Below are 14,557 nucleotides of genomic sequence, written 5' to 3' on the forward strand. Positions count from 1 at the left end.
TTTATTTTCCTCCTGTCAATTCACGGATTCGCGATTCAATCACCGTCATATCATCGCCCATCAACGGCCTTGGATCGATGTCAAAATACCCCTGTTTTACGCCGTAATCCCGGGTATATATCGCGATGGCACCCTGCCTCAAGCCGTAGTTCACATCCTTGGCGGTCGTTCCCGCCTGCTGCGGATCGATCTGCACCCGCGCCCGGTAAATGGCACGGCCGGCCTCATCCTGCACGATCGTTACCCGGACCCCGGGAATGTCGTTCAGCGGCATCAGCGCCTGCAGCGAAGCCTTCTCCTCTTCGCTCCGGTCGACTTTGACCCTATATTCGTCCAGCGCCTGCAGCAGGCCGAACGACGTTTCCTTGCCCACCTTCATGCTTCGTCCGATACCGTGCAGCTGGACCTTCACCCACTCGATATATTCCCGTTTACCGGCCACAATGCCGGAGGTCGGTCCTTCGATCGCCTTGGAGCCGCTGTAAATGGCCAGATCCGAGCACTTCACGTACTTCTGGAGGTCTTCTTCCGCCGCAGCGTCGACGATCAGCGGGACGCCTGCCCGCTTGGCGGCTTCCCACGCTTCTTCAACAGAGATCATGTTCTTTTGTACGGCATGATGCGATTTTACGTACAAGATGGCAGCCGTCTTGTCCGTCACCGCGTCTTCGATATGCTCCGTGCGCCCCTCATTGGCATATCCGACCTCGACCAGCTTGCCTCCGCCGAGGTAGACCATCGTTTCCACCGGAGCGCCGTACTGCACGTTATGACCTTTAAGAATGATAATTTCGTTTTTCGCGATTGGCTCTTTATGCAGCTGTTCGCTCCGGCGGCGGTTTCCCTGCGTAACGATACCGGCCACCGACAAGGCGATGCCGCTGGACGCCGAGTTGACGATGACCGCAGCCTCCGAGCCGAGAACTCCGGCAATGTAATCGCCCGCCTTATCCACCAGGTCGGCGATTTCCACATAGCTCTGCCCGCCCTGCTTCATCGCTTCCATGACCGTGTCCGTCGGCGCGGACACGCCGAGAATGCTCATCCGTCCGCTGGCATTGATGACCCGCTTGAGCCCATACTTAGAAAATAATGAATTCCCCATGAATGACCACTCCTTTGGTAGTAATGACTTGCTCGGCCGTTCTGTGCACACCCTCGGAATCTACAAGCTGCGCGGATTCGCCGCTCACCGTAAAGAGGCTCAAATTCGCCGCATCCCCGACCTGTATCCGCCCGAGCTCGGGTCTGCCAAGCCACTGCGCCGCACGGACCGTGACCCTGCTGATCGTTTCCTCTAGAGAATACCCCAGGCTGAGGAACTTGGAAAGTACATTTGCCAAGCTGTATACCGGACCGTTCAGCCGGTTGCCCCGGTAAATATCCGTGCTGATCGTATCCGGATGAATGCCGTGCCGTTTCGCGTCTTCAGCCACCCGGAAGGAAAAGCTTGCCGTCCCATGCCCAACATCCAGATGGACGCCGCGCCGCACGGCATCGGTGAGCACGTTCAGCGGACGGCCGTCCGCGTCAAACAGATTGTTGCTCTTGCCGTTTAAATAATGGGTGATGATGTCGCCCTTCTCCAGAAGGGGAATCACGTCCCGGATATCCGGCGGCGCCGAGCCGATATGCACCATCAGCGGCAGGCCGGTATCGGCCGACAAGCCCCGGACAAGGCGCAGCGGCTCGAGCCCGCTCTCCTTGACAACGCTCCGGCTGATGCGCGCCTTCAGCCCGACGATCAGCTCCGGATACGCCTGCACCGCCTCGATCGCTTTGCCGCGGTCGATCCATTCCAGCCGGGACAGCTCATCCACCCGCTGCAAGCCGATCCGCGAAATGTTCATGAAGGCGAGCAGATTCGTCTTGGCTGCACGTCCGCTGGCGGCCAGATCGGCGATCCGGTCGGCCCCGCAGCTTCCCGCGTCGACGATCGTCGTGACGCCCTGCTTGACGCCGATTTCGTCAATGTCATCGCCGTAAGGGTCAAATTCGGGAAAGGCGTGGACGTGCATATCGATCCAGCCGCTCGACACGTAAGTGCCCCGGCCGTCCCATACCGCTTCGCCTTTTCCCTCGCCGGCAGCCGTTATGCCGGTGATGACGCCCTTGGTTATGACGATGTCGATCTCTTCTCCGCTTACAAGCTTCACTTGGCGGAGTACGGTCGTTTGTTCCATGTCATCACCTGTCTTTTTATTATAACGTTATAATGTTTAAGATAGCATGGAACCACTCACAAGTAAATATAACGTTATAATGTTTCAAGGAAGCGACGTTATCCAAAAAATCAGCATGAAAGGTTGTAGATCCGCAGCCCGCCGTCATAGATAATAGGATTAGACAAACCGCATTCGACGTACATCGGAAGAAGCAGAACCGCCATCATCAGCTCCGTACGATACGGAAAGGGGAAACGGCCATGAAGCTGACCTTGGTAAGACTTACCGCCTACGGGCTGGATTTTATCATGCTTGCGCTTGTGCTCGTCGGTCTCCAGCTGGCGGCCTATCATCTGACCGGAGGATTCCCGTTTGACAGGCTGGTCAAAGGCTATCAGATCGAATGCTGGGTGCTCGCCACCATGTCCTTCCCCGTGTGGTTGTATTTTATCGTGTCGGAGTATTTTTTCGGCGCGACGTTAGGCAAAAAGCTGCTGCGGCTCTCGGTGACCCGTAGGGACGGAGGGCGCATTTCCTTCATCCAGGCCGCCGGCCGGACCTGCTTCAAGCTGCTGCCGTGGGAGCTGACCCATCTGATCGTTCTGGTTCCGGACCCATGGTGGAACGTCCCGGAGCCGCCGTATCCCGCATTGGTTCTGATCCCGAACGGAATGATCCTGCTGTATATCGTGTTCCTGCTGCTAAACCGGGGGAGACGAGCGCTTCATGATGTTCCCGCCGGTACTTTCGTCCGTTAACCGTTGACAGAGCTGGACAGCTCCGCTGATCGTTCATAATCTAAAAAACGGACCACGCCCATCGGCATGATCCGTCTTCCTTAATCGTTATATTTTTGCTGGCGCGCTTGCGATCGTTCGGCCCACCTGCGTCAAAATGTCGGACATGGACCGCTCGTCGTGCACATCATAATCCTCGATGTTCAGGCGCAGCACCGGGCAGGCATGAAATCCGTTAATCCAGACCGTATACCGTTCATGCATTTCTTCCCAATAAGACACGTCGGTCTGGATTTCCATCTCACGGCCGCGTTCCCGGATTCGGGACAGAATGGACGGCAGGCTCCCTTCGATATAGATCAGAACGTCGGGATGCGGAAAATAAGGCGTCATTACCATCGCCTCGAAGAGGCTGGTATATGTACGGAAGTCCGTTTCCGACATCGTCCCTTTATCCGCATGCATTTTGGCGAAAATGCCGGTATCCTCATAGATGGAACGGTCCTGGACAAAGCCACCGCCGAGTTCGAACATCCGCTTCTGCTCTTTAAACCGCTCGGCCAGGAAATAGATTTGAAGATGGAAGCTCCAGCGCTCAAAATCGTGGTAGAACTTCTCCAGGTATGGATTGTCGTCCACCTGCTCCAGCGAGGTTTTAAAGCCGAGCGAACCGGCCAGCGCCGCCGTCAGCGTCGATTTGCCGACACCCACCGTGCCCGCCACCGTAATGACCGCATTATCCGGGATATTATATGGATTCATACACAAGCTCCTTTATTTGCGAGGCTATCGTTTCAAATTGTTCCTCATTCTTGACGAAATCAACTTCGTCCCCATTAATCGTCAGCAGCACCGTCGATGAACCATCTGTGCCTTCACTGAGCTTGCCCATCGCGGCATCATAGTCTTCGATCAGCTGCTTGAGATAGGCGGGATCCATTCCTTCTTCAAAAGGGCGGCCCCGCCGGGCGATCCGCTGCAGCAGCGTATCCAGGCTGGCCCTGATATAAATAATGACGTTCGGCTTTGTCAGATCGCCGGTCAGCACCTGGTAGATTTGCCGGTACTTCTCCCGCTCGACGCCGTGCAGCGTTCTTTCGCTGAAAATTAAATTTTTATACATATGATAATCGGAGATCACCGGTTGTCCCTTGCCGATATAGCCGTTCACCGTATGGGTGAGCTGCTTGTACCGGCTGCACAAAAAGAACATTTCGAGCTGAAAGCTCCAGTCCTCCATATTCTCGTAAAATGACTCGATGAACGGATTTTCCTCCACAATTTCCTTCACCACCGGAAAGCCCAGTCTGTTAGCCAGCATCGCAGCCAGCGTGGTTTTCCCCGCTCCAATGGGCCCTTCCACGGCGATAAACGGCACCTGTTTCATGAATGGTGTGACTCCCTCCCTACGGTATGCCAAAAAAAAACGACTTACCTATTGTATCACAGCATCGTCCGTTTGCTAGAAGAACTTTTCTTGAAATCATATCCTTTAGCTGCACAGGTTATGCAGGCGTTGAAGGCCTGGAGAGCCAGTGCTCCGGTCCTGGTTGACGGGCATGCCGACATAACACTATAATTTGTAGTGTAAAGGGAGTGCGCTGTATGAAGATGAACAAGTTCAATTATCAAGGACGGGGATTGGAGCGATTCTTCGGCCCGCTTGAAGCCAAGGTCATGGACGTGATCTGGAGCCGCCTGGAGGCGGTGACCATCAAGGAAGTGAACGCCAAGATCAGCGAAGACAAGCCCATGAGCTTCAACACGATCATGACGGTCATGAACCGGCTTGTTGACAAGGGGATTCTGCAGAAGAAGCTTCAGGGGAAATCTTACGTGTACAGCCCCGTTCTGACGAAGGAGCAGTTTCTGGAGGAACAATCGAAAGAGCTGTCCTACGATCTGGTTAAGGAGTTCGGTTCCCGGGCCGTCGCCCATATGATCGATGCGATGGAACAGGTGGACCCCGACCTGCTCGACCAGCTGGAGAAGCAAATCAAACAATGGAAAAAGGATCGGTAAGCCATGTGGGAAAAGCGATCGAAAGGGATGCTCGCCTTTGTCATGCTGACGGCCGGCTTGGTCTACGTGCAGATGACGCTGTTTGTGGTTCAGTTTATTTTCCATGTCCGTATGCCGGCGAACCTCTTTAATGTCTGCATTGAATTTTTGCGGTTCATCGGGTTCCCGGTCCGGATCAATGTCATGCTGTTTTTGCTGCTTACCTCGCTCCTGCTGTCGCTTGCCGTCTGGCTCCGGGAAGGCATCGCTTCGTTCCGCTGGAGGAAGCTTCTGCACCGCTGCCTGGATCCCGACTTATCGCAGGCGATCGGCGAAGAGCACGGTCTTGGTCCCCAAGCTTTAACTGTGATCGATCATCCGGATCAGGTAGCCATGACGGTGGGACTGCTGCGGCCCCGCATCGTCCTGTCGACAGGCCTCATATGCGAGCTGAGCGAGAATGAACTTGCGGCCGTCATGGCTCACGAGAAGTACCATTTGAGCGAGAGGCATCCGCTTAAAATTTTTCTGCTGACGCTGGTCGGCACCACGTTCTGGTACATACCGATCTACCGCTGGCTGATCGGCAAATACAAGATGCTGATCGAGCTGATGGCCGACCGGCAGGCCGTTCGCGCCACCGGGAGCGTCGCAGATCTTGGCAGTGCCCTGCTCGTGATGCTGAAGCGGGGGACATCCGCCACGCTGGTACCGAGCAGCGCGTCGTTTGCCGACAATGCGATCAATCTGCGCTTGAAGCTGCTGGTGGATCCGCACTTTAAGCCGCCGCTGCGTCCGCCGCTCATCCCCTGCATCGTCTCACTGATCGCATTCGTATTCGTCGTATTTGGCATTGGATAATGCGGTAAAACAACGCCTTGCCGTTTCATATCAGGCAGCGGCGTTTTTTCGCAAATTTAAAACTACGTTATGTAGTGTTAATTGATCTTGAGGAGGAATGGTGATGAATTATTTATGGGATAACAAGCATTTTATCATTACGCATTTTCCGATCGTGCTCCTGCTGTTCAGCTTGCTGTTTGATCTGGCTGCACTGATCTGGAAAAAACGGGAGTGGCATTCCGCAGCCCTCATCTGCCTCATCATCGGCACGGTCAGCACGGTCGCTGCGGTACTGACCGGACCGAAAATGATGCGCAATCCGAACGTGGAAACTCATGCAATGTACGGCGTCTATACGATGTATTTGGCGATCGCGCTGTGCATCGTCCGCGGAGCGATTGGGCTCTGGAAAAAGCGGGATATCGGCAGAAACCCGCTGTACCTCGTGGTGACCCTCGCAGCCGTCGTCCTGGTGATGTATACCGCTCACCTCGGAGGAGAGATGGTGCACCGTCCGTTCGAGCCCGGGCAGTTCCCTCAAGGGCAGATGGGCGGCGGTCAAGGCCAAGGAGCCTCAGCCGGGATGCCGGGCGGGCAGGGTGTGCCCGGGGACCAGGGCGGCCAGCCGCCGGCAGAAGGAAGCTCCGGCGCTTCCGGATCGGATTCGGCGGAGTAAGTTCCTATTTCCGCCAGGCTGCACTCCCCTTAACGGCAAAACAGCGGTCCCCGGTACATCCGGTTGGGGCCGCTGTTTTTTGGTATGACGATCCATGCCGTTGAATGATCCGCTCACCGTGCCGGATGATCCGATGCTGGCTGCTTGATGCGCTCTTTGCTTCCGTCCTTCCCCACTTTTCCGTTTGGACTCGGCTTGGAACGGGGGCCGGCTGGCCCATCATTGCCCGCCTGCTTTTCAACCGGCTTTGCTCCCGGCCCGGTTTCCGCTTTAGGCGGCGCTTTGGCCCCCGCAGGCTCCTGCTTCGACTGGGATTCCAGCTTGACGCCGGGCCTGGCGGGCAGACGCTTCACGTACCGGTCCGACAGCCCCATCCGCTTTTGAATAAATTCAAAGTCCGGTCGGTACCGCTCGACGTTCTGCACCGGCAGCAGCGTTCGGAGATCGTATGCTTTTCCGTCCTCAAATCCGTTTTTTCCAGCGACAAACACAATATCGTCATTAAAAAAGGAGCCGGCCGGCATGTAATACCGCGATCCGACAATATTGTGATCAACGTTGGCCAAATCGTGGCCGAATGCGGTAAACTTCTCCTGTTTCAAATCAATGCCCATCACATTGGCCACAGTGGGCAAAATATCGATTTGCCCACCGGTCCGCTCGATCCTCTTGCCTTCGTGCTGGCCGGGCAGGTGGATGATCAGCGGCACGTTGTACGTGCTGATGTGCTTATGGTACGGAATGCCGAGCGCTTTGCTGACGGTTGCGGGGCGATGATACCTTTTGTGAAGGCCGAAATGGTCTCCATAGATCACGACTACGCTGGTATCCCAGAGCCCCGATCTTTTCAGCTTGTCGATAAAAGTCCCCAAGGCATAATCGGTATAGTTAACGGCCGTCAAGTAGTCCCCGAGGCGCCGATCGGCGAAGTCGTCGGGAAGATGAAGACGCTTGTCGGTTTCTTTAATTTTATAGGGGGAATGGCTCGTCACGGTGACGAATTGGGCGTAGAACCGCTTGTCCAGCTTTCGCATCGTTTTCATTTTACGGATACCGACCCGGAACAATTCCTCATCCGACGCCCCGAACCGGCTGAATTTGACCTTGCTGAAATAGGGCTTGTCATAATACGCGTGAAACCCCAGCGCCGGATACATTTGGTCCCGGTTCCAGAAGGTCACATCATTGACATGGAACGTCGCCGTAACGTAATTATTCCTGCCCATCAGCTTGGCAAGGCTCGGCAGCTTTCGGTCGGCATACGTAGTAGACATGGCCGAAAACCCGATGGGGTAGATCGACGTGCTGGCGGCAAACTCGGCGTCTGACGTATTGCCTACTCCGATTTGCTGGAATATGTATGGAAAATACAAGCTTTCTTTGGACAGCTTTTTCATAACCGGTGCTACCTGCTCCCCATGAATCGACGCATTCAGCACAAAATTTTGAAAGGATTCCAGCTGAACGATAATGAGATTTTTGCCCTTTCCGGCCCCCCAATAGGATCTGGTACTGCCCGCGGGAGGCTCCCCAAACGGATAAGTCCGGTCGAGCTCCTCGAGTTTTTCGGGAATCGTTTTTTCGCGCTGAGGCTTAGCCACTTTTTGTGTCATCGAATGCGGTTTGGTTTCGGGCTGCAGCTGGCCCGGAAGGTTCCGGTAGAGCAGGACCGCGCCTGCAATCAATGCAGTCGACAGGGCGGCGGCAATATAACGGGCATAACGAGACTTGAATCGGTTCATCAGCTCTTTAACCACTCCAAGAAGCATAATATGGCGGTCAATCCTGGACCTGTTATAGGGTGTCCCATCCTGCCCGAATGATTCCCGGTTCTGCGAAAAAAAACAAAAAAACCCTTGGCATTCAAGGGTTTGGATTTCCATATCGTGTCGGGTCTAAGGATAACATTTACAGCGTTTCGGCAGCCTGGCTGAGCCAAGCCGACAGCTGGCCGGCATCAAATGAGTCCCCTTTGCGCAGCTTCATCGTTTTTCTTTCCGCCGGTCCCTCAAACATGCCTTCCGGAAGGTTCAGCCCGTCCGCATTAAAGATCGTAAAGCTGACCGCATCCTTCGAGGCGGAGATGACAGCGGCGTATTTTCCATTTTTCAAAAAATGGGGTTTCTTGTACTGGATGCGCTCGCTCACGTCCGGCAAGGCCTGATGGACCACTTCACGCAGACGGGTGGACAGCTCGTTTTGCCACGGTTCTTTCAACGCCTCAATATAATCGACGACTTCCTGACTCATTTATAATTCGCTCCTTTGTCAACGATGGATGGGTTGCTTATAAAAATTTCTGCATCTGATTCAGCATACGGACCTGCTCCTGCAGGTCGGCTTCCAGGGCCAACACCCTTGGATTCCGGTCTTCCTGTGCCCATTCCCTGAGCTCGCGAACGTCTACTTCGCTGCCCTCACAGCCTGCGGGTACCGGCATCTTCATCGCCCATTCCACCGCCTCGTCCGCCGTTTCCGCCTCAATGACTACGTATCCCGCGATGAGCCGATGATCCAGCGGGAATGGACCTGGGCAGACCTCCGGACTAGCGTCCCGGCCGGCAAGCCGGATCCGGATCCCGCTTGAACTGGGCTGGAGCTCCTCGGCAGCGAGGAGCTTGCCTGCCTGCGCCAGCGCCTTGCGATATTCAGCCATTCCTTCTTCGAACCGGCGCGTGTGTAAAATACCTGCTTCGGACAACCCGTTTGCCCTGACGATCAACATAAATCTCATGAACGTTTCCCTCCTTGTTGGAGGAAGACCGAAGGCCGCGATTTCCTGCCCTCCTCATTCTTCCACCTGCTATGACGACGAATGGGGACGTCCTTCATCGACATCCGGCAGCAAAAATAATTAATTTGCGGAACCGCCGCACTCCGCAGCCCGCTTCAAGAGCAGCTGCTGCTCACGGCTGTTGCGGGTCATGGCGGCCGCCCGTTCGAATTCGGAGCGGGCTTCGTCCATCCTTCCGAGCTTGGCCAAAAGGTCGCCGCGGACGCTCGGCAGCAGGTGATACTCTGTCAGGGCGGGCTCGTGCATCAGTTCATCGACGAGCTGCAGTCCGAATGCCGGACCGAAGGCCATCGAAATGGCCACTGCCCGGTTCAGCTCGACGATCGGGGAGGGCGCCACCCTGGAGAGCGCCTCGTAGAGGGCAGCGATGCGGGCCCAATCCGTGTCCGCTGCAGCGGGCGCCTGCGCATGACAGGCGGATATCGCCGCCTGAAGCGCGTAAGGTCCGAGCGGGCGGCCCAGCTTCCGGCACCGCTCCAGCGCCGCCAGCCCGCGGCGGATGAGCAGCCTGTCCCACTGCGCCCGATTCTGGTCCATCAGCAGCACCGGCTCGCCGGAAGCGCTGACCCGGGTCTTGAAACGGGAGGACTGGATTTCCATCAAAGCCACCAATCCGTGAACCTCCGGCTCCTCCGGGGCAATCTCTGCCAGAACGCGTCCAAGCCGCAGCGCTTCCTGGCAGAGCAGCGGGCGGAGCCAATGGTCTCCGGTCGTCGCCGAATATCCTTCATTAAACATCAGGTAGATGACCTCAAGCACGGCGCTCAAGCGCTCCTGCAGCTCCTCTCCTTCCGGAACCTCAAAAGGAACCTTGCGGCTGCTTAAGGTTCGTTTGGCGCGGACGATCCGCTGGGCGATGGTCGATTCTGCCGTCAGAAAAGAACGGGCGATTTCATCCGTGGTCAGGCCGCATAACAGGCGAAGCGTCAGCGCAACCCTGGCATCCTGCGACAGGACCGGATGGCAGGTCATAAAGATCAGACGGAGGAGATCGTCGCCGATCTCCCCGTCCATATTCCGCTCCAGGTCATCTTCGGTATACAATTCCGTTGTCTGTGCCATCTCCGCGTACTTCTCATCCCGAAGCTTGTTTCTTCGGAGCAGATCGATGGCCCGCCGTTTGGCCGCCGTTATCAGCCAGGCGCCGGGATTGTCGGGAATGCCGCTTTCCGGCCACCGCTGAAGGGCGATCACCAGGGCGTCCTGGGCCAAATCCTCGGCCAGGCCCACATCCCGGACCATTCGTGTCAGGCCGGCGATCAGCTTTGGGGATTCAATCCGCCAGATGGCGTCAATGGTCCGGTGCGTTTGGGATGAAGTCACGCTTTTCTTTGCTCCTCCAGCTGCTGTCTCAGCGCGTTCTCCTTGGCGATCGCTTCCGGATTATCCGTCAGGTCCTCCACCTCAAACACCTGTCTCAGCTCAATTTGACCCTGGCCAAATCCGTGGGGATCCGGCATCCGCAGCGCCCACTCGATCGCTTCCTCTCTCGATTTGACTTCGATCAGGGTGTATCCCGCGATCATCTCCTTGGCTTCGGTGAACGGGCCGTCGACCACTTTCGGTTTGCCGCCGGGCTCCGGATAAGAGATGCGGATTGCGCTGGAGCTCGGGTGCAGGCCATCGCCTCCCAGCAGGACGCCGGCTCTGGCCAGCTCCTCGTTGTAGCGGTGCATGGCTTCGATTAACTCCGGACTTGGCAGAACTCCCGCCTCGGAATCCGTTGTAGCTTTGACGATCATCATAAATCTCATGTTTTATACCTCCTTGGATTGGATGAAGCCGCCGCCGTGCTCTTCACAGCTTCCCTAATTCAGCTTCTATCATTTCGACGAACGGAGAGGCTGAAATCGACATCAGCGCTTCATTTTTTTAAAAATTTATTATTTCTTTTGGTCTGGATCGTTCAAACATGCACCAGGATGAGCGCAGGCCCCCTCCCGGTCCGGTCGTAAGCGATCTTGGTTCCGTCTTTTGAAAGGACAGTGTGCATGAGAATGATCTCCTTTTTTATGGTTTCTATATAGACGACGAATGGACGAAACCCGGATCGACATATCTTCAAAAAAAGTTTTCAACACAAGCTGTTCAGTGCTTCCTTCCCTTTCCGGATATAATCACCCTTAGGTTGGATCTTGGACGCCTAATTGTTTTCGGCAGCGTATGCCTGATTTCCTCCCCTGTTCACGGAGTGCTGCCGATTCCTAGAACCTTAGGGAATTCCTCTTTTTGCACGCTAAAGCAGCCGCCGGGAAAATCCCTTGAGCCGCTTGTCTGACCTGAATTTTCCAAAACGATCTGGCGCGCTTTCGTTCCATAGACAACAAGGAGTATGAAAATACGATGTCGAATAACAAAATCATAGAAACTGAATGAGGGGGGAATCAATATGGCAGAGGACAATACCCGGTACGAACAGGTGAAAATGGTTTGCGGAGAAGATTGCGGAAACGCACCCAAAAAAGAGTTCCTCAGAGCGTTTAATGCTGCCTTTGTTTGCAACGATATTGACTTTATTCATGAGAAGACGATAGAAGATATCCATTGGAATATTATCGGCCGTAATACATTGCAAGGTAAGGATCAGGTTTTCGGAATGCTCAGAAAGCTGATGGACAAAACACCGACGGAGTTAATCATTAGCAATATCATCACGCACGGATATTCCGGCTCTTTAAATGGCATTCTCAACCTTGAAAATAATATGAGCTACGCTTTCTGTAATATTTTTCGTTTCAACAGCAGTTTAAACAAAACAAAAATTAAGGAGATTACTTCTTATATCATCGACATTTCAAAATAACAAACGATAAATAAGCCGCCTATAATCCTCAGGCGGCTTTTGTTCATTTAACAATGAACCTTCAAACCATCAGCGGCAGAGCCAGCGGTTCTAAGGCATGGGTCTCATGGATAAAGACGAACGCATCGTAACGCATCGGCATACGCGAGGGAACGTAATTCCCCAGCTCATACCCGGGGTCATAGACGACGCCGATCGCCCGGTGACCGAATACCTCCCGCAGCTCCGGCTGAGCATCGGCGTCGAACAGCAATAGCATGTTCTCGCCTCCGCCTGCACGGGCCAGCAGGTCTTCCCAGCTGCCCCGGATGGCGGGCGGAACTTCCAAGACCTCCACGGGGGCTCCCCAGGCCGAGCCTGCCAGCACCTGCCCGTGATGGGTACCGAAGCCGACGCTGAACGTCTGGGCCGGACGGTAATATTCACGTACGAGCTGACCGACGTTGACCATGCCGTCAGCCGCCATGTCCGTTGCGCGGGCGTCCCCGATATGGGTATTATGCTCCCACAGCACAGCCTGGGCATCCGGCCCGTGATAATCGAGCAGCTGCCGGAGCGCCCGAACCATATGACGGTCCCGGACGTTCCAGGAATCAGGTCCTCCGCGGACCATGGTCCGGTAATAGTGCTCCGCGTCGGCGGCCGCCATCGTGTTCATCATGGCGTTCAGCTCCGCTTCGCTTTGCGGATGGCCGAGCCTGGTGCGCTGCATTTCATGCAGCAGCGCCACGATCTCCTCCTCACAGCCTTCCCCGATCAGTCCGGCGGAAATGCCATAGGACTGCGAGTCGTCCCCATAAGGCTCAAAGCAGCCGAACGCCTGCAGCGCCGTATCCAGGAGAGGCGACTCCGTTTGCTTCAAATAATCGACGATATGCTGCATGGATTCCCAAAGGCTGTATACGTCGAGGCCGTAAAAGCCGATCCGTTCCCCGGCGGGCCGCTCCAAGTTATAGCTTCTGAGCCATTCGATGAACGCTTCCATTTCCCGGTTGGCCCACATCCAGGACGGCCATCTGTGAAATGCCCGCAGCGCCTCTGCCGCCGATTTGGCTTCGTTATCCTCCAAATCCTTGACATACTTGTTGACTTCATAGCAGGAAGGCCAGTCGCCCTCCACAGCTATAAACCGGATCGCCTTGCTTGCGATCAGCTGTTTGGTTATCTCGGCGCGGGTCGTATAAAATTCGGACGTCCCATGCGAAGCCTCGCCGAGCAATACTAACCTCGCATCCTTGGCGGCTTCGACCACCCGGTTTAAATCTTCCGGGCTGTGGTAAGGCATGGCCTCGCGGTGGATTCGCCGGGCTGAAGATTCCGATTGCAGCAGTTGTTCCACATTTCATCCCCCTTTAGGATAGATACGGATAGGGTATCCACCTTCGCAGCGGAATTATGTGAATTTCCCGATGAAATCTTCGCCTAGGCCGGCTTCCGCTTCTTTTTGCCAATCAGCATCGCAATGACCAGTATCCCGGGAATCACCAGCTGCGTAATCGGCATCAGCTGCTCTACGGTCAGCTTGAGGCCTGTCCTGAAATATTCCGTAAACGTGGGTGATAAATACGTGAGGCCAAATACCGTCAATGCCAGCGGGATGATCCACAGCTTGTAGCGGATTCCGGTGATGCGCTGAAGGCCGATGCCTGCCCCGATCAGTAAGAAATTAGCCTTCATGCCGATGCCCATGAACAAGAGCAGGACAAACAGCGCGTCGGCTCTCTCAATCACGTTGGCCACCTCCATCATCTGTACGACCATAAACAGCGGATACGTGCCGATGGTGGCAATCTCGGGACCGAGAACGAGAATAACCAGCTGGTTTAGAACGGTCAAAAAAACAGCGGTAGCCAGATAGGATACGATGGTGAGCCTGCCGAGATGTTTGCCCTTCTGAGCATATTTAAAATAAACCAGAAACAGGACCGTCTGCCCGAACGGAAACGATACGATGTTAGGCATGGCCGCCCGCCACACTGGAGCGAATCCGTTCTCCAGGACAGGAAACATAAATTTAGTGTGCAGCAGCCCCGTCAAAGGGACCATGACTAAAATCAATACATATCCGAACGCCATGACATAGGCATAAATCACGCTCAGTCTGAAAGCCGCCCGTGGCCCAAGATAGGTGATGTACGACCCGATAAGCACCGAAATGAAAATAATGATCGACATCGGTGTCCGGTTCAGCATCGTTTGAATGGCCAATTCGCCGATATCGCGAAAATTTCGGGAGGCTTCATAAGCAAAATAAGCGGTAAGTGCAAACGCAGCAATCCAGCCGAATATGCTGCCCAAGTAATGCCGGCACATCTCGAACAGATCCCTTTCCGGATCAAGGCGGTACATCAGCAAATATACCAGAAGCAGCAGCAGCCCTGCCCCGGCGCCCAGCAGCATAGCGAGCCAGGCGTCCTGCTTCGCCTCTCCCCCTATCAGGAACAGGGTAGTGCTTCCTACTTCATACAAAGATAACGATATGGCAATTTCAGAAGCACGGGTCGTTCGAATCATAGGATACTCCTTCTGCATACCCAG

Annotated in this window: 16 protein-coding genes; 5 read left to right on the forward strand and 11 right to left on the reverse strand. The window is 55.0% G+C overall.

Annotated elements, in window-relative coordinates:
- Position 1: 1 nt before the first annotated feature.
- Both C7820_RS13820 and C7820_RS13825 read right to left on the reverse strand, forming a co-directional pair.
- The gene (locus tag C7820_RS13820; RefSeq protein WP_116231361.1) at positions 2-1,105 is read right to left on the reverse strand and encodes a DgaE family pyridoxal phosphate-dependent ammonia lyase; all 1,104 of its coding nucleotides are present in this window, start codon (positions 1,103-1,105) and stop codon (positions 2-4) included.
- The gene (locus C7820_RS13825) at positions 1,083-2,183 is read right to left on the reverse strand and encodes an amidohydrolase/deacetylase family metallohydrolase (RefSeq protein WP_116231362.1); all 1,101 of its coding nucleotides are present in this window, start codon (positions 2,181-2,183) and stop codon (positions 1,083-1,085) included. The genes C7820_RS13820 and C7820_RS13825 overlap by 23 nt, the downstream gene beginning before the upstream one ends.
- A gap of 242 nt (positions 2,184-2,425) precedes the next feature.
- On the opposite strand from C7820_RS13825, the gene C7820_RS13830 reads away from it, so the two are divergent.
- A complete protein-coding gene (locus tag C7820_RS13830) occupies positions 2,426-2,923 on the forward strand; it encodes an RDD family protein (RefSeq protein ID WP_116231363.1) in 498 nt (165 codons plus the stop codon).
- Between the two features lie 87 nt (positions 2,924-3,010).
- On the opposite strand, the gene C7820_RS13835 is transcribed toward C7820_RS13830, so the two are convergent.
- Together C7820_RS13835 and C7820_RS13840 are read right to left on the reverse strand one after the other, a co-directional pair.
- Complete coding sequence (locus tag C7820_RS13835) at positions 3,011-3,664, reverse strand: deoxynucleoside kinase (protein ID WP_116231364.1); 654 nt, start codon at positions 3,662-3,664, stop codon at positions 3,011-3,013.
- Positions 3,651-4,289 carry a deoxynucleoside kinase gene (locus C7820_RS13840; RefSeq protein ID WP_116231365.1) on the reverse strand — a complete coding sequence of 213 codons (639 nt, stop codon included), beginning with the start codon at positions 4,287-4,289 and terminating at the stop codon, positions 3,651-3,653. Before C7820_RS13840 ends, C7820_RS13835 begins: the two co-directional genes overlap by 14 nt.
- A 218-nt stretch (positions 4,290-4,507) precedes the next feature.
- Here C7820_RS13840 and C7820_RS13845 point away from each other — a divergent pair, with 218 nt between their 5' ends.
- From C7820_RS13845 to C7820_RS13855, 3 genes are all read left to right on the forward strand, one after another.
- On the forward strand, positions 4,508-4,924 hold the full coding sequence (locus tag C7820_RS13845; protein ID WP_089546433.1) for a BlaI/MecI/CopY family transcriptional regulator: 417 nt from the start codon (positions 4,508-4,510) through the stop codon (positions 4,922-4,924).
- A 3-nt stretch (positions 4,925-4,927) separates the two neighbouring features.
- Positions 4,928-5,764 (forward strand): M56 family metallopeptidase, encoded by an 837-nt coding sequence (locus C7820_RS13850; RefSeq protein WP_116231366.1) that lies wholly within the window; start codon positions 4,928-4,930, stop codon positions 5,762-5,764.
- A gap of 103 nt (positions 5,765-5,867) precedes the next feature.
- Positions 5,868-6,422 carry a DUF2231 domain-containing protein gene (locus C7820_RS13855; RefSeq protein ID WP_181909023.1) on the forward strand — a complete coding sequence of 185 codons (555 nt, stop codon included), beginning with the start codon at positions 5,868-5,870 and terminating at the stop codon, positions 6,420-6,422.
- A 113-nt stretch (positions 6,423-6,535) separates the two neighbouring features.
- On the opposite strand, the gene C7820_RS13860 is transcribed toward C7820_RS13855, so the two are convergent.
- The 5 genes from C7820_RS13860 to C7820_RS13880 form a co-directional block, all read right to left on the reverse strand.
- Positions 6,536-8,191 (reverse strand): LTA synthase family protein, encoded by a 1,656-nt coding sequence (locus C7820_RS13860; RefSeq protein WP_181909024.1) that lies wholly within the window; start codon positions 8,189-8,191, stop codon positions 6,536-6,538.
- Positions 8,192-8,330: 139 nt separating this feature from the next.
- Entirely contained in the window at positions 8,331-8,672 is a 342-nt protein-coding gene (locus C7820_RS13865) for a DUF1801 domain-containing protein (protein WP_116231369.1), read from the reverse strand.
- Positions 8,673-8,709: 37 nt separating this feature from the next.
- On the reverse strand, positions 8,710-9,156 hold the full coding sequence (locus tag C7820_RS13870) for a YciI family protein (protein ID WP_116231370.1): 447 nt from the start codon (positions 9,154-9,156) through the stop codon (positions 8,710-8,712).
- A gap of 120 nt (positions 9,157-9,276) precedes the next feature.
- Positions 9,277-10,539: an RNA polymerase sigma factor gene (locus C7820_RS13875; RefSeq protein ID WP_116231371.1), complete on the reverse strand. Its 1,263-nt coding sequence runs from the start codon at positions 10,537-10,539 to the stop codon at positions 9,277-9,279.
- A complete protein-coding gene (locus C7820_RS13880) occupies positions 10,536-10,970 on the reverse strand; it encodes a YciI family protein (RefSeq protein ID WP_089546426.1) in 435 nt (144 codons plus the stop codon). Before C7820_RS13880 ends, C7820_RS13875 begins: the two co-directional genes overlap by 4 nt.
- A gap of 635 nt (positions 10,971-11,605) precedes the next feature.
- Between C7820_RS13880 and C7820_RS13885 the strand changes: the two genes are divergently transcribed.
- Positions 11,606-12,019, forward strand: coding sequence for a nuclear transport factor 2-like protein (locus tag C7820_RS13885; RefSeq protein WP_116231372.1), 414 nt, complete (start codon positions 11,606-11,608; stop codon positions 12,017-12,019).
- A 61-nt stretch (positions 12,020-12,080) separates the two neighbouring features.
- Here C7820_RS13885 and C7820_RS13890 read toward each other — a convergent pair whose 3' ends face one another.
- Together C7820_RS13890 and C7820_RS13895 are read right to left on the reverse strand one after the other, a co-directional pair.
- Entirely contained in the window at positions 12,081-13,358 is a 1,278-nt protein-coding gene (locus C7820_RS13890) for an erythromycin esterase family protein (protein ID WP_258875228.1), read from the reverse strand.
- Positions 13,359-13,441: 83 nt separating this feature from the next.
- The gene (locus C7820_RS13895) at positions 13,442-14,533 is read right to left on the reverse strand and encodes a GerAB/ArcD/ProY family transporter (protein WP_116231373.1); all 1,092 of its coding nucleotides are present in this window, start codon (positions 14,531-14,533) and stop codon (positions 13,442-13,444) included.
- Positions 14,534-14,557 lie beyond the last annotated feature (24 nt).

This window comes from Paenibacillus sp. VMFN-D1, from assembly GCF_003386155.1.
GTDB classification, from domain to species: domain Bacteria; phylum Bacillota; class Bacilli; order Paenibacillales; family Paenibacillaceae; genus Paenibacillus_AQ; species Paenibacillus_AQ favisporus.